17 protein-coding genes and 1 pseudogene are annotated in these 13,641 nt (G+C 71.3%); 8 read left to right on the top strand and 10 right to left on the bottom strand.

Translation table 11 applies throughout. The annotated features are described in order from the left end of the window. Window positions 1–10: 10 nt before the first annotated feature. The 3 genes from LNW71_RS31825 to LNW71_RS31815 form a co-directional block, all read right to left on the bottom strand. Window positions 11–997, bottom strand: coding sequence for a xanthine dehydrogenase family protein subunit M (locus LNW71_RS31825; RefSeq protein WP_250971340.1), 987 nt, complete (start codon window positions 995–997; stop codon window positions 11–13). After that, the gene (locus LNW71_RS31820) at window positions 994–1,563 is read right to left on the bottom strand and encodes a 2Fe-2S iron-sulfur cluster-binding protein (protein ID WP_250971339.1); all 570 of its coding nucleotides are present in this window, start codon (window positions 1,561–1,563) and stop codon (window positions 994–996) included. Before LNW71_RS31820 ends, LNW71_RS31825 begins: the two co-directional genes overlap by 4 nt. Window positions 1,564–1,665: 102 nt before the next feature. Continuing rightward, entirely contained in the window at window positions 1,666–2,055 is a 390-nt protein-coding gene (locus LNW71_RS31815) for a hypothetical protein (protein WP_250971338.1), read from the bottom strand. Window positions 2,056–2,251: 196 nt separating this feature from the next. Here LNW71_RS31815 and LNW71_RS31810 point away from each other — a divergent pair, with 196 nt between their 5' ends. Next, on the top strand, window positions 2,252–2,584 hold the full coding sequence (locus LNW71_RS31810) for a DUF6479 family protein (RefSeq protein ID WP_250971337.1): 333 nt from the start codon (window positions 2,252–2,254) through the stop codon (window positions 2,582–2,584). 177 nt (window positions 2,585–2,761) lie between these two features. Continuing rightward, window positions 2,762–3,589 (top strand): VOC family protein, encoded by an 828-nt coding sequence (locus LNW71_RS31805; RefSeq protein ID WP_250971336.1) that lies wholly within the window; start codon window positions 2,762–2,764, stop codon window positions 3,587–3,589. Window positions 3,590–3,618: 29 nt separating this feature from the next. Here the strand turns inward: LNW71_RS31805 and LNW71_RS31800 are convergent, their stop codons facing one another. After that, window positions 3,619–4,023: a MerR family transcriptional regulator gene (locus LNW71_RS31800; protein WP_250971335.1), complete on the bottom strand. Its 405-nt coding sequence runs from the start codon at window positions 4,021–4,023 to the stop codon at window positions 3,619–3,621. A gap of 142 nt (window positions 4,024–4,165) precedes the next feature. Between LNW71_RS31800 and LNW71_RS31795 the strand changes: the two genes are divergently transcribed. Continuing rightward, complete coding sequence (locus LNW71_RS31795; RefSeq protein WP_250971334.1) at window positions 4,166–5,659, top strand: SulP family inorganic anion transporter; 1,494 nt, start codon at window positions 4,166–4,168, stop codon at window positions 5,657–5,659. A 129-nt stretch (window positions 5,660–5,788) separates the two neighbouring features. Further along, the gene (locus tag LNW71_RS31790; RefSeq protein WP_250971333.1) at window positions 5,789–6,184 is read left to right on the top strand and encodes a VOC family protein; all 396 of its coding nucleotides are present in this window, start codon (window positions 5,789–5,791) and stop codon (window positions 6,182–6,184) included. Window positions 6,185–6,311: 127 nt separating this feature from the next. On the opposite strand, the gene LNW71_RS31785 is transcribed toward LNW71_RS31790, so the two are convergent. Further along, window positions 6,312–6,803 (bottom strand): GNAT family N-acetyltransferase, encoded by a 492-nt coding sequence (locus tag LNW71_RS31785; protein WP_250971332.1) that lies wholly within the window; start codon window positions 6,801–6,803, stop codon window positions 6,312–6,314. Window positions 6,804–6,866: 63 nt separating this feature from the next. Beyond that, on the bottom strand, window positions 6,867–7,271 hold the full coding sequence (locus LNW71_RS31780) for a DUF1992 domain-containing protein (RefSeq protein ID WP_250971331.1): 405 nt from the start codon (window positions 7,269–7,271) through the stop codon (window positions 6,867–6,869). Between the two features lie 244 nt (window positions 7,272–7,515). Between LNW71_RS31780 and LNW71_RS31775 the strand changes: the two genes are divergently transcribed. The 3 genes from LNW71_RS31775 (at window position 7,516) to LNW71_RS31765 (ending at window position 10,308) form a co-directional block, all read left to right on the top strand. After that, window positions 7,516–8,100 (top strand): hypothetical protein, encoded by a 585-nt coding sequence (locus LNW71_RS31775; RefSeq protein ID WP_250971330.1) that lies wholly within the window; start codon window positions 7,516–7,518, stop codon window positions 8,098–8,100. Next, complete coding sequence (locus LNW71_RS31770) at window positions 8,097–8,690, top strand: hypothetical protein (RefSeq protein ID WP_250971329.1); 594 nt, start codon at window positions 8,097–8,099, stop codon at window positions 8,688–8,690. Before LNW71_RS31775 ends, LNW71_RS31770 begins: the two co-directional genes overlap by 4 nt. Window positions 8,691–9,240: 550 nt before the next feature. Beyond that, complete coding sequence (locus tag LNW71_RS31765; RefSeq protein ID WP_250971328.1) at window positions 9,241–10,308, top strand: acyl-CoA desaturase; 1,068 nt, start codon at window positions 9,241–9,243, stop codon at window positions 10,306–10,308. Window positions 10,309–10,364: 56 nt separating this feature from the next. On the opposite strand, the gene LNW71_RS31760 is transcribed toward LNW71_RS31765, so the two are convergent. Continuing rightward, complete coding sequence (locus LNW71_RS31760; RefSeq protein WP_250971327.1) at window positions 10,365–10,829, bottom strand: DUF6194 family protein; 465 nt, start codon at window positions 10,827–10,829, stop codon at window positions 10,365–10,367. Between the two features lie 62 nt (window positions 10,830–10,891). Here LNW71_RS31760 and LNW71_RS36600 point away from each other — a divergent pair, with 62 nt between their 5' ends. After that, complete coding sequence (locus LNW71_RS36600; RefSeq protein WP_250971326.1) at window positions 10,892–11,467, top strand: MerR family transcriptional regulator; 576 nt, start codon at window positions 10,892–10,894, stop codon at window positions 11,465–11,467. Between the two features lie 187 nt (window positions 11,468–11,654). Here the strand turns inward: LNW71_RS36600 and LNW71_RS31750 are convergent. From LNW71_RS31750 to LNW71_RS31740, 3 genes and pseudogenes are all read right to left on the bottom strand, one after another. Next, window positions 11,655–12,450, bottom strand: a pseudogene (locus tag LNW71_RS31750) (tyrosine-protein phosphatase). Between the two features lie 335 nt (window positions 12,451–12,785). Further along, window positions 12,786–13,070, bottom strand: coding sequence for an SHOCT domain-containing protein (locus tag LNW71_RS31745; RefSeq protein WP_250971325.1), 285 nt, complete (start codon window positions 13,068–13,070; stop codon window positions 12,786–12,788). Between the two features lie 54 nt (window positions 13,071–13,124). After that, a complete protein-coding gene (locus LNW71_RS31740) occupies window positions 13,125–13,538 on the bottom strand; it encodes a DUF6325 family protein (protein ID WP_308294575.1) in 414 nt (137 codons plus the stop codon). Between the last annotated feature and the right edge of the window lie 103 nt (window positions 13,539–13,641).

Raw genomic sequence — 13,641 nt, 5'->3', positions numbered from 1 at the left:
CCTCGGCTCTTCAGGATCGGGCGGCGAGTTCGGCCAGGGCGTCGACGGCGAGGCGGCGGGCCAGGCCGACCTTGAACGCGTTGTCACGCAGCGGGCGGGCCGCGGCGAGTTCGGCGTCCGCCGCTGCTTCGTACGTCTCGCCGGTGGCGGGTGCGCCGCGCAGGACGTCCTCGGCCGCACGGGCCCGCCAGGGCCGGTGGGCGAGTCCGCCGAATGCCAGTGCGGCGTGCTCGATCCGGCCGCCGCGGACGCGCAGGACGGCCGCCACGGAGACCAGGGCGAAGGCGAACGACGCCCGGTCGCGGGCCTTTCGGTACAGGGAGTACGCACCGTCGGGAAGCGGCGGCAGGAGGACCTCGGTGATGAGCTCGTCCGGCCGGATCACGGTGTCCGCCGCGGGGCTGTCCCCCGGCAGCCGGTGGAAGTCGGTGACGGGCACGGCCCGTTCGCCGTCCGGGCCGTGCAGCAGGACCGTGGCGCCGAGGGCGGCCAGCGCGACGGCCATGTCCGAGGGGTGAGTGGCGACGCAGTCCGTTGAGTGGCCGAGGACCGCCAGGTCGCGGTGGGCGCCCTCGCGGGCCGGGCAGCCGCTGCCCGGCTCGCGCTTGTTGCAGGGCTTGGAGGTGTCCTGGAAGTACGGGCAGCGGGTGCGCTGGAGGAGGTTGCCGCCGGTGGTGGCGGTGTTGCGCAGCTGCCCGGAGGCGCCGGCCAGCAACGCCTGGGAGAGGGCGGGGTAGCGGGCACGTACCGCGTGGTGGGCGGCCAGGTCGCTGTTGCGTACCGTCGCGCCGATGCGCAGTCCGCCGTCGTCGGTGTCCGTCACCCGGTCGAGCGGGAGCCGGCTGATGTCGATGAGCAGGCCGGGGGTCTCCACCCCCAGCTTCATCAGGTCGACGAGGTTGGTGCCCCCGCCGAGGAACCTGGCGCCTGGATGGGCCGCGCTCTCGCGGACCGCTTCGGCGACTGATCCGGCGCGCAGATAGGCGAAGGGTTTCACGGCGCCACGTCCCCGATCGCCTCGACGATGCGGGGGTAGGCGCCGCAGCGGCAGAGATTGCCGCTCATGCGCTCGCGGATCTCGGCGGCGTCCAGCGGGGCCGGGACGGTGACGGGCGCGGTGTGCCCGGTCGCGTGCGAGGGGAAGCCGTCCGCCGCCTCGCCCAGCACCCCGACCGCGGAACAGATCTGGCCGGGCGTGCAGTAGCCGCACTGGAGCGCGTCACGCTCCAGGAAGGCTTCCTGGAGGGGGTGCAGCCGGTCGCCGTCGGCCAGGCCCTCGATCGTGGTGATGCGGGCGCCGTCCTGCGCGACGGCCAGAAGCAGGCAGCTGTTCGCGCGCCTGCCGTCCACCAGGACGGTGCAGGCACCGCACTGGCCGTGGTCGCAGCCCTTCTTCGCACCGGTCAGGCCGAGGTGCAGACGCAGGGTGTCCAGGACCGTGGTGCGGTGATCCAGCGTCAGTGTCCGCTCGGTGCCGTTGACGTGCAGGGTCAGGGTGGAGCGGTCGGCGGCCGCCCGGGGCTCTCCCCTGCCGTCCTCCTCACGCTGGGTGGTGGGATCCACGTGCCGGCACCTTTCCACGGGGTCGTCCTGGCTGTCGTGCGCCAGATTCGTCCCCATGCTTCCGGTTTCCGGCCCGATCCGCACACGGGGTGGCCGTACGGCTTACTTGCTCTCCAGCCGCAGCCGCACCTCCTCCTCCTGGTCCCCGGACACGGTGCCCACGACCCGTACCGCGAAGGCGCCCGTCAGGCTCTGCCGGAGCCGCTCGACCGCCCAGTAGCCGCCCTGCACATCGGCCATGACGGGAGCACCGAGCAGTACGGGCCCCGACACCACCCGCGCCTCGGCCACATCGACCGTCGTGGCCCATGCCGTGGGCCGTTTGCCCGCGACGTCCTGCGGCACGTCGACCGAGGCCCGGTCGGTGGTGAATGCCGCCCGCAGCACGTCGAAGACCGTGCGCGCGTCGTCCGTGGCGCACCCGCTGACGACGACCGACACCTCCCCGCCCTGCCGGTTCTCCTCCGCCTGTGCTTCCTGTGTGCTGTTCACCGCGGTTCCTTCCGAAGGGTCATTTCCAGGCTCTCCCCGCAACCGGGTGTCTGCGACACGAGCGGCCCGGCCCCGCATGGTTAACGGGATGCGGCCCCGCCGCGGCTTCGAAACACGTTTTGCTCTCATATCCACTTAAAACATGAATTCGACTTCATAGCGGAGTGACAGCCCGGTCCCTGGGTATCCGGCATGCATGGACGTATCGAACGGAGCCCTGAACACGCAGGCGGTCACCCTCGCGGACGGAGCCGGCGCGACCGGAGTGGTGATGGCCGTTGTCGGAGTGATCCTGGTGGCCATGCTGATCGGCGCGGTGTGGCTGGGGAAGCGACGGCGCGAGCAGGAGCTGCCCCCGCCGAGGCCCGAGGAGCAGCCGGTGGCGCCGGAGCACCGCAGCCACGTCGAGGAGCACGACGTCCACGGCGACGACAGCTTCCCGGCCGACGGCCGCGGGCTCTCCCCGTACGAGCTCGGTGAGCACACGCGCGAGAGCACCCGGCGCGAGAACGACGAGCAGCGCGACTGACCGCGGCGGCCCGGGCGCCGCAGACCCGGGCGGCACGCTTGCGTGCCGCCCGGACGGCGTGCCGGCAGCGGGCCGCGGTGTCGCGTGTTGCGGGAGCGGCCGCCCGCGGTGAGGCTGGGGAGGGCCCGCAGGCCACCGGCACACATCTGCCGCACACCCCATGAAGGCAGTAGGACCATGACCGGAAGCACCCCTGGCACGGCATCCGCGCCCGCGCCTCTGACCGGCCCCGCGGCACCCTGCTGGGTCAACCTCATGACCCGGGACCTGGAGTCGGCGCAGGAGTTCTACGGTCCGGTGATGGGCTGGACCTTCCGGCCGGGCAAGCTCGGCCAGGAGTTCTCGGTGGCCCGCCGCGGCGATGTCCCGGTCGCCGGTATCGGCGCCGTGGCGACCACGTTCCACGTCGCGGTGGCGTGGACGCCCTACTTCGCCGTCCACGACGCCGATGTGGCGACCTCCCGCATCCGTGAGCGCAGCGGCACGGTCGCGGTGGGGCCGCTGGCCCTGGGCAAGGGGCGCGGCGCACTGGCCGCCGACCGTGACGGAGCGGGCTTCGGCATCTGGGAGCGGACCGAGCCCGCGACGTCACCGCCCGCCCCGGACGGCCGTTCGCACGCCTGGCTGCGACTGGTCACCAGGGACGCCTTCGATGCCGCGATCTTCTACGGCGAGGTACTGGAATGGGCGAGCGGACGGCCCGGTTCCTGCGAGGTGTCGTACGCGACGGACGAGGTGGTCGTGCACTGCGGCGGCCGGCAGCTGGCCCGGATCAGTTCCGGCGCTCTCGAGGCGGCCCCCGATCCGCAGGTCCGCCCGCACTGGCAGGTCAACTTCCCGGTACCCGACGTGACCGCCGCCGTGGCGGTGGCGCGGGAGCTCGGCGGCGCGCTCGTCGAGGAGCTGCGACGGCCCGACGGGCGCGAGGCCACGCTGCTCGATCCGGACGGCGGACTCTTCACTGTCACGGACGTCCACAGCGTCGCCCCGGCCGACACCGTCTGACCTGCCGCAACGGGCTCCATCGCGGCAGGCTACGGAGCCGGGAGGCGGCCGAGCCGCTCGCGCAGGGTCTGCGCGAACTCCTCGGCCCGCGCCAGCTGGGCACGGAGCGACGCCACGCGCTCCTCGGCGGCCAGCTCGAAACCGCGCACCCGTTCCAGCAGGGCGGCCCCCTCTTCGGCGGTGAGGGGAGCCGAGGAGTCGAGCCGGTCGGTGGCCGCCAGCAGCTCCCGCATCTCCTCGAGGGTGAACCCGAGCGGCTTCATGCGCCGGATGACCATCAGGCGGGTGACGTCCGCCTCGGTGTAGAGCCGGAAACCGCCCTGCGAGCGGGCGGAGGGGGTGACCAGGCCGGCGTCGTCGTAGTGCCGGATGGTCCGCAGCGAGAGCTCGGTCCGTGCGGCGACCTCGCCGATCTGCATGTGCTCGCCGCTCACGTCCGCCGCTCCCCGCTCTTCCCGCCGCACGGTCGCGACTCATCTCTACCCTAACGTGAGGGTAGAGTCTTGAGGGTCCCGCACACGCCCGGGTGCCCGCCGCCCGGCGGAACGGACCCGATCACGACAGGTTCACCTCTCCTTGCTGCCCTCCCCCGTCCGGTCCCTGAAGAGCCTGTCCACCACTGTCCGGTCCCCCAAGGTGCTGCGTACCGAGGTGCTGGCAGGTCTGGTCGTCGCGCTGGCCCTGATCCCCGAGGCGATCTCCTTCTCGATCATCGCGGGCGTGGATCCGCGCATCGGCCTCTTCGCCTCGTTCACCATGGCCGTCACCATTTCCGTGGTCGGCGGCCGGCCCGCCATGATCTCGGCCGCAACGGGGGCGGTGGCCCTGGTCATCGCGCCGCTCAACCGCGAACACGGCTTCGGCTATCTGGTCGCCGCGGTCATCCTCGGCGGTCTGTTCCAGATCGTGCTGGGTGCGCTCGGGATCGCGCGGCTCATGCGCTTCGTACCGCGCAGCGTGATGGTCGGCTTCGTGAACGCCCTGGCGATCCTGATCTTCATGGCGCAGGTCCCGGAGATGCACGACGTGCCGTGGGCCGTCTATCCGCTGATCGCCGGCGGGCTCGCACTGATGGTGTTCTTCCCGAAGCTGACCAGGGTGGTGCCGGCTCCGCTGGTCTCCATCGCGATCCTCACGGCGATCACGGTCGGTGCGGCCATCGCGGTGCCGACCGTCGGCGACAAGGGCGCCCTGCCGTCCTCGCTGCCGGTGCCAGGCCTGCCGGACGTACCGTTCACGCTGGACACCCTGACGACGATCGCGCCGTACGCCCTGGCGATGGCCCTCGTCGGGCTGATGGAGTCGCTGATGACGGCGAAGCTGGTCGACGAGATCACCGACACCCGCTCCAGCAAGACGCGCGAGTCCGTCGGCCAGGGCATCGCCAACGTCGTGACCGGGTTCTTCGGCGGCATGGGCGGCTGCGCGATGATCGGCCAGACGATGATCAACGTACGGGTGTCGGGCGCCAGGACCCGGCTGTCCACCTTCCTCGCCGGCGCCTTCCTGATGGTTCTGTGCATCGTCTTCGGTCCGCTCGTCTCGGACATTCCGATGGCCGCGCTGGTCGCGGTCATGGTGATGGTGTCGGTGGGTACGTTCGACTGGCACTCCATCGCGCCGGGAACGCTGCGCCGGATGCCCCTCGGGGAGACCGGCGTCATGGTGATCACCGTGGCGTGCGTCGTCGCCACCCACAACCTGGCCATCGGCGTGGTGGTCGGGACGGTCACCGCCATGGTCGTCTTCGCCCGGCGGGTGGCCCGGGTCGCACAGGTCACCTCCGTGACCGACCCCGAGGGCGGCAGCGTGCTCTACGCCGTCACCGGGGAACTGTTCTTCGCGTCGTCCAACGAGCTGGTGACCCGCTTCGACTACGCGGGCGATCCGGACCGCGTCGTCATCGACCTGTCGGCCACCCACATCTGGGACGCCTCCTCCGTCGCCGCCCTGGACGCGATCACCGCGAAGTACGCACAGCGCGGCAAGACCGTGGAGATCATCGGGCTCAACCAGGACAGTGCCCACCTCCACGAGACCCTGAGCGGGGAACTGGCCGCGGGCCACTGACCGGGGCGCGGGCACCCTCGACGAGCCGCGGAGAAGCCGCCTAGGATCTTCGGTACGGCATCGCGCGCCGGTCACCGGCCGGGTGAGGCGTGGAGGTGCCCGTGAGATGCCCGTTGGAGGCATTCCACAGTGTCAGTCGAGTTGAATCACACCATCGTTCACGCCCGGGACAACCGGGAGTCCGCCGAGTTCCTGGCCGGCATCCTGGGGCTGGAGACCGGCGCCGAGTGGGGCCCGTTCATCCCGCTCGCCACGGCCAACGGGGTCACCCTGGATTTCGCCACCGTTCCCGCCGAGTCCCTGACCCCGCAGCACTACGCCTTCCTGATCTCCGAGGCGGAGTTCGACACGGCGTACGCCCGCATCCGGGAGCTCGGGACCACGTACTACGCCGACCCGCACCGTAAGCACCCGGGCGAGATCAACCACAACGACGGCGGCCGGGGGGTCTACTTCATCGACCCGTCCGGTCACGCGATGGAGATCATCACGCGTCCGTACGGGGGCTGGCCCAAGGGGTCGTAGCGGGCCCCCGCTCCCTTCACCGGCCCGGCCGGATCCGCCTCGCGCGGGTCCGGGCGGGCCGTTTGCTGTCCGTCGGGTCGTTTGCGGTCCGCCGGATCCTTCCGGTCCGCCGCACGGTCTTTGGTCCTCAGCCGACCGGGAGCATCAGCTCGGGCCGGTCCCACATCACCGCGGGCGGTGCGGCTCGCTCGGTGCCGGTCCGCAGGGCTCCCACACTCCGGTAGAAACCCTCGGCGGGCGGATGCGAGACGATGCGTACGCCCGTGAGCCCGGCGTCCCGCGCTTCGTCCCGCAGGTGCGCGATGAGCAGCCGCCCCACGCCGGCGCCCTGCGCTCCCTCGGCGACGAACATGAGATCGAGCTCGGGCGGATCCAGCACCAGCGAGTAGAAGCCCAGCAGCCGCCCGGTGTCCTGTCCGACCACCGCGAAGACCCTGTGCGTCTCGATGTAGTCGGGGCCCACCCGGTATCCGGCGACCATGGGGGCGTACGGCCCCTCGTAGGCCCGTGAGCCCCGGACCAGACGGGTCAGACGCTTGGCGTCCCGGGCGGTCGCCCGCCTGATCCGCACGTCTTCACCCAGCGCCCGGCGCCCCGGCTGCGTAACGCTTGATCTCATGCGTCGAGTATTACTCACCAGGACGCGGGCCGGAGGGCGGCCGACGGTCCGCCGGCGACTGCCTCAGGAGGCCTGGCGCGCCGCGCGCCACTCCTCGACCAGGGCCTCGATGTCGAACGGGCCGAGGTTGAGAAGCGGTCCAGGCGGCGGCCGTCTGACTGCCTCGGCGATCTTCTCGTTCACCTCGGCCAGCATCCGCCGCACCTCGGCCTCCGTGCGGGCCCCGGACACGGCCGCGAGGGTGTCCTCCGCCTCCTTGCGCAGGGCGAGGGTCGGCGGGAGCACCGAAACCCCCTCACGCTGCATCTTCGCCTTGATCCACCACGTCTCGTCGTACGGGCGGTCGAGGCTGTCGAGCGGCTTGCCGAATCCCGGCAGCTGGGAGAAGTCACCCCGCTGTTCGGACTCGCGAATCTGTTTGTCGACCCACGACTCGAAGCTGACACCCGTGGGTTTGCGTTCGGTCACCGTGAAGCCCCTCTCGGAGAACCAGGGTCTTTCGTCCCCTCCACAATACCGGGGCCCAGCAGGCGTTTTCGTGGCGGATGGCGGCCGCGGGCCGTCCGTCCGGCGAGCAACTCGCCCTCGCGGGGCATGAACTCGCGCGGCGGGGTACACGAGGACCACGCCCGGACGGCACTTCGTCCGGGGACGGACCGAAAGGGATGGTGAACGTGGAACACAGCAAACCGCGGCCCGATGCCCGGCAGGGGTGGTGAGCGTGACCACTGTCCTGATCATCGTCGCAGTCGTCCTGGTGGTGGCCGCCGGTCTCTTCTTCGCCTTCGGCCGGAAGTCCGGCGGGCGTGGCCTGCGAAGCCGTTTCGGACCTGAGTACGACCGGGCCGTCACCCGTCACGACGGCGATGCCAAGGCCGCCGAACAGGAGCTGAGCGAGCGGTTGAAGCGTCACCGCTCCCTCGATGAGCGTCCGCTGTCCCCCGAGGCCCGCGCGCGGTACTCCGACCGCTGGAAGCAGATTCAGGGCACCTTCGTCGATTCGCCGCAGCAGGCGGTCGCCGAGGCCGACGCCCTCCTGGCGGAGCTGGCCCAGGACATGGGCTTCCCCGACGGCAGCGACTTCGAGGAGCAGACCGCGGCCCTCTCCGTCCACCATGCCGACCACGTCAACGGCTACCGCCGGGTGCACAGCGTCCAGCGGGGCGAAGGCAGCACCGAGGAGATGCGGGAGGCCATGGTCGAGGCCCACGGTCTCTTCGACGTCCTGGTCTCGAACGGCACGAAGAGCCCGGTCCGCCGGGACCGGCACCATGCAGAAGGAAGTGGCACCTCATGACGTACGACACCGAGCGCACCCCGCGTATCCCCGCCGAGTCGCCCGAGGGCGCCGAGCGGAGTCCGGTCACCCCCGACCGGGCCGCGAACTCCGGCACCGGGAACGGCACCGGGAACGACACACGGAGCGGGGCCCAGGCTCCGGTCACCCCTGACCGGTCGAAGGACAGCGAGGTGAGCCCCGGCCGGCGGTCCTCGGGGACCGCGGACTCCGCCACCAGGACCGGCGCCACCCAGACTTCGCGTACCGATGAGGCCGAGCGGCTCGACCCGGCCGAGCGGCCCGACGCGGCACAGAAGTCGCGGAAGTCGGCCCTCGACACCGGCACGGCGGTGGACCCCACCACCTCAGGCAGCACGGCGCCGGACCGCAAGCCGTCCCTCACCCCTGGCGACACGCCCAGAAAGGCCACCGCTGGGGCGAAGCAGCTCTTCCCGGAGGGCGATCAGGGCAAGCTCTCCCAGCGGCTCCAGCACGCGGTGACCGAATTCGTCGAGAGCCCCTTCGAGCGGTCGAGGAGGCCGGAAGCACCTTCGACGCAGCCGTCGAGGGTCTCGCGAGCGCTCTCAAGGAGCGACGCCGTGAACTGAACTCGCGGCAGCAGGGCACGGAATCCGAGACGCGCACCGAGGAACTGCGGGTCACCCTGCAGCAGTACCGTGACCTCACCGAACGGCTCCTGAACGTGTGAGGCGAGTGGTCTTCGCCCGCTGCTCGCAGCTTCCTGCGCGGCAGAGGGCGGACACACGAGGCCCCGCGCGACGGCGCCCCCACCGTGGGGCGAGGGCCCCCGCGCCCCCTTTACCGTCTGCACCTCCTGCCCCCGGCACTCACCAGTGCCGGGGGCAGTCGCCCGGCCGCCCTCAGGGGCCGCCGGGCATCGTTTATGCGGGCGCAACCCGCAGACGGCTACGATGAGGCCCGGTAAGCCCCAGCCCCGCCCTCCTGCGGGCGCCCCGGGACACCACGGCCCGTTCCAGGGAACTCAGCGACAGTCGCCGTAGCGCGCCTGTACGGGCAGGACGACCGCCGACCGGCCTGGGCCCGTCGCACCGCCTGCCCCTTCACCCGTGGATGCATTTCACACATGGCCGAGCGTGCCGTGTGGTTCAACTCGGCTATCCGTGAGGCGTTGATGCCATGTCGATTCATACCGCGCAAGACCCTGCGTCCCCAGCAGCACCTGCAGTGACGGACGGACGGGCGGGAAGCGACTTCGCCCGGCTGGCACGAACGATCACCGAGAGCGGCCTGATGCGCAGGCGGCCCGGCTACTACCTGCTCCGCATCTCCCTCGTCACCGCGCTGTGCGCGGCGGGCTGGACCGCGTTCGTCCTGGTCGGCAACAGCTGGTGGACACTCGGCGTGGCCGCGTTCCTCGCTGTCGTCTTCGGCCAGGTCGCCCTGGTGGCCCACGATGTCGGGCACCGCCAGGTGTTCCGGCTGCGCCGGGCCAGCGCACGGACGGGCCGCATCGCCGGGAATCTGGTCATCGGCATGGGCTACGGCTGGTGGCAGGACAAGCACACACGGCACCACGCCAACCCCAACAACGAGGAGCTCGACCCCGATGTCCTCCCGGACGTCCTGGTGTGGAACGAGGACCAGGCGCGAGCGGCCCGTGGTCTGCCCAGGCTGCTGGGCGGCCGGCAGGCGTACCTCTTCTTCCCGCTCCTGGCACTGGAGGGGTTCAGCCTGCACGTCGCGGGAGTCAGGGCGCTGGCGGACCGTTCGCTGAAGCAGCGGTGGACGGAAGGCACGCTGCTGATCGCGCACTTCGCGCTCTATCTCACCGCACTCCTGCTGGTACTGCCGCCCGGCAAGGCGCTCGCGTTCCTCGCGGTGCACCAGTGCCTGTTCGGTATCTACCTGGGTTCCATCTTCGCCCCCAACCACAAGGGAATGCCGATGTTCTCGGGGGACGACCTCCCCGACTTCCTCCGCAGGCAGGTCCTCACCTCGCGCAATGTGCGCGGGGGCTGGTTCACCGACATCGCGCTGGGCGGGCTCAACTACCAGATCGAGCACCACCTGTTCCCCAGCATGCCCACTCCGCAATTGCGCAAGGCCCAGCCCGTCGTCCGGCGTTACTGCCAGGAACTCGGCCTCGGCTACACCGAGACGGGACTCATCGGCTCCTACCGTCAGGCGCTCGGCAGCCTGCACCGTGCCGGAGCGCCCCTGCGTGCGGCGGCCGACCGCGGATGAGCCGCGCGGGCTGCGGCGTTCAGCGACGCACGTGAACCGGACTACGCACCGGGCCCTCACCCAGTAGTACGCCGCTCATGGCGCGAGCGTGCGAGGAGCCAGGCATCGCGGAGCAGCCGGCGGGTTGCCGCATCGGTCCGCCTCCCCGGATTCACCACCGCGAGCCAGCCGGCGGAGCCGTAGACGGGGTGCGCCGTCACGGCGTCGGCGATGCCGAGGTCGTCGTCGGCGGCCGGTTCCCGCGGGGCGTGGCCGGTCCGGTCGGCGAAGACCTCCTTCCCAGCGGCGATGTTGACGCGGAACGCACCCGGGCGGTCCAGGCGCGATCTCTCGTCGCCCGGGTAGTTCTTCGTCACGATCGTCGCGAAGGGCTGCGTTGCCTTCGGCGCGACGCCGTCAGGCGCGTAGGAGAAGAACGTGTCGCCCCAACTGATCTCCGGTGAGCCGTCGCCGGGTCCGGGCCTGACGGCCAGGACGCCGTCGAGGCCTTGCATGAAGTCGATGAGTTCGTCGATGGTCATGTCCTCAAGCGTTTCATTAAGGTGCTTGTGGAGACTTTGAGCCGAGAACCGAAGGGAAATCGGTGGCCACCCTCAAGTCGTCGGCCATGCGCACGGTCGATGTCGCGCGACACGCCGGATGCTCGGTTCAGCAGGTGCGCAACCTGGAACGCGACGGCGTGCTGCCGCCGGTGGCGCGCACACCCGCGGGCTACCGGATCTATGGAGAGGTGCACCTGCGTTCCGCGCTGGCCTACGGGGCACTGGCCGTAGGCACCGGTCCGGTCGAGGCCAAGCGGATCGTTCGTGCCGCACATCGGCGTCCGGCCTCGGCGGTACTGGCCCTGTTCGACGCGGCACACGCCCGGCTCGACCGGGAGCGTACGGACCTCAGGCTTGCCGGGGAGGCGGCGGAGGCGATCTCCGCCGAGCCGGTCGAGGACGTCCGCCCATCGGACTCGATGAGCGTCCTGGAACTCGCCGTCGCGCTCGGCGTGCGCGCCTCGACATTGCGGCACTGGGACGCCGAGGGGCTCGTTGTCCCCGACCGGGTGCCACCACGAGGGAGGCGCCGGTACTCGCCGGCCCAGGCGCGTGACGCCCGGATCGTGCACCAGCTACGCGGCGCCGGGTATCGCATCGCCCCCTGCGGTCCCTGATGCCGGACCTACGGCGCGGGCGCCGCGCACAGGACGTGCTGGCCGCGCTGGCGGCCCGTGACGCGAGTATCGCGGTTCGCTCCCGCGCCCTCCTCGACGCCTCCGCCCGCTCAGCTGGGTCCTCGCCGCGACGGCTCGGACCTAGCCGGACACAGCCGGACCTGGCCCGCCAGGACGACGAGAGCCCCTAGACGGCCGCCACCAGCTCGCCACGCAGGCGCCGCAGCGTGGCTTCGGGGATGCGCAGCCCGTCGCGGGCGTATCCGTCCAGCCTCCCCATCGCTCGTCCATGGCGTCCATCGCCGTGTCGAGGTAACGGGGACGGACCTCGATGATCGCGGAGGCGATCTCCGGGTCGCCGCCCGCGTCGAGGAAGCTCTGCACATGGGGCCGGAAGGCGACCCGCACCACCGGATTCACCGCGAGGTACTCGGCCCGCACCACGTCACGCGCGGCACCGACAAGGAGCAGCAGCAGGGCCGCCGCCCAGCCCGTGCGGTCCTTGCCCGCGGTGCAGTGGAAGAGCACGGGGTGCGAGGCACCGTCGGCAACCGTGTCGACGAGGGCCCGGTACGCGGCCGCGGCACGTGGCGAGAGAACCATCTGCCGGTACGTCTCCGCGAACATCTCCTCGGCCTTTCCGTCCCCGAGCAGCCGCTCCGCCTCGACCGGGTCGGCGAGCAGCGCCCGGAGGCGGGCGGGGGCCACGCCCGGGTTGTCCCGAGCACGTCGGCCACGAAGAGCCGGGCTCCGGGCGGCAGGCGGTCGGGGGCCGACGCGCGCTCGTCAGCGGTCCGCAGGTCCACGACCGTACGGACGCCGAGCGCCGCCACCGTGGCATCGTCCGCCGGACCCAGCCCGCTGAGCTGGCCGGAGCGCAGGACGATGCCGGGCCGCACCTGGCGGCCGGCGCCCAGGTCGATGCCGCCCAGGTCGCGCAGATTGAGAACAGAGACTGCCGGGACGGCCCTGACGGTTTGCACGATGAACTTCCTCTTTTCCCGACACGTATCCGAATTGATTTCGGCTTGGCCGGATCAAAAGTCGCATGATGTCGGGAAATGGACAAAGTAAAACGCCGGGGACCGCCGATCGGGCGTGCCGGGCACGCGAGAGGCATGGGAAAGCGTCGCCGCCGGCCTCCTGGCCTGCGGCGCTGCACACATGGACGAGGGCCGGGAGGTACGGGAGAGAAGTGGTCACGACGTCCTGCACTGCCGTTGCCTCGACCGGTGGCCCGGCGCATCGAATTCACCGGGAAGGGGGCGAGGACATCAATTCCGGACGGGGCCGCCCCGCGCCTGCGCCGTGGCCGCGCTCACTCCGCCAGAAGTCTCGTCTTCTGCGCGATGAACTCCGCGTCCGTGAGGATGCCCTGCTTCTTCAGCTCGGCCAGCCGCTCCAGCTGGCTGATCACGTCGTCCGCGGGCGGCTCCTCGGCCACCGGCTCGGCGACCGGCTGCCCGGCTGCCCGCTCCGCGTCCTGTTCGGCGAACTTCGTCTGCTGGCGCTGCTGGACCCGGCCACTGACCGCGGAGGCGGTGCCGGCGACGACGGCCGTGCGCGCCACCGCGCCCAGCAGGCCGGGCCCGCGGCGGTTCATCCCAGGTCCTCGAAAAATCGGCATGTCGTACGCCCTTCCGGTGCGGGTGCGGTGTCAGCGGGCGGAACCGGCGGCGGATGCCGCCGCCTCCGCGACCTCGGCGGGGATCCGCTCGTGGGCGATGAGCTGTCCGCCGGACGCGCGGACGGCCTCGGTGAGCGGCACCGCCCAGAGGTCCTCCCACACGATCAGCGCCGCGGAGCTGCCCGGCGGCACCCTCTCGCCCAGCTCCCGGATGTCGTCGCTGTTCAGCATGCCGGTGACCTCGCCCTCGACCGGCTCGAACGAGACGAGCTCGCCGGGATCGAGGTCCTCCAGCTCGACGATCTCGATGGTGCCGTCCTCGGCCCGGTACACGAAGGTCAGGTCGAGGATGCGCACCGCCTTCGATGCGACCGCGTCGGCCAGCGCCGGGGCGATCGCGCCGGTGAACCGGCTGCCGGGGAAGGCGACGACGAGGTACTCCACAGGTCCGACAGCCACGGGCGTGTCCTCTCCGGAGGGATGGATTGCCAGCAGCATAACTTCGGTCATTTGGTGCTGCACTATGGCAAATCATCTGACGGTGTTC

Origin of the sequence: Streptomyces sp. RKAG290 (genome assembly GCF_023701695.1) — a bacterium.
Classification (GTDB): domain Bacteria; phylum Actinomycetota; class Actinomycetes; order Streptomycetales; family Streptomycetaceae; genus Streptomyces.
This window is presented reverse-complemented; position numbering and strand designations above follow the sequence as displayed.

Excerpts from the sequence above, each read along its gene's own strand:
- LNW71_RS31765 (WP_250971328.1), top strand. The coding sequence starts at position 9,241 with ATGTCGATTCATACCGCGCAAGACCCTGCGTCCCCAGCAGCACCTGCA.
- LNW71_RS31760 (WP_250971327.1), bottom strand. The coding sequence starts at position 10,829 with ATGACCATCGACGAACTCATCGACTTCATGCAAGGCCTCGACGGCGTC.
- LNW71_RS31805 (WP_250971336.1), top strand. The coding sequence starts at position 2,762 with ATGACCGGAAGCACCCCTGGCACGGCATCCGCGCCCGCGCCTCTGACC.
- LNW71_RS31810 (WP_250971337.1), top strand. The coding sequence starts at position 2,252 with ATGGACGTATCGAACGGAGCCCTGAACACGCAGGCGGTCACCCTCGCG.
- LNW71_RS31785 (WP_250971332.1), bottom strand. The coding sequence starts at position 6,803 with ATGAGATCAAGCGTTACGCAGCCGGGGCGCCGGGCGCTGGGTGAAGAC.
- LNW71_RS31745 (WP_250971325.1), bottom strand. The coding sequence starts at position 13,070 with ATGAACCGCCGCGGGCCCGGCCTGCTGGGCGCGGTGGCGCGCACGGCC.
- LNW71_RS31770 (WP_250971329.1), top strand. The coding sequence starts at position 8,097 with ATGACGTACGACACCGAGCGCACCCCGCGTATCCCCGCCGAGTCGCCC.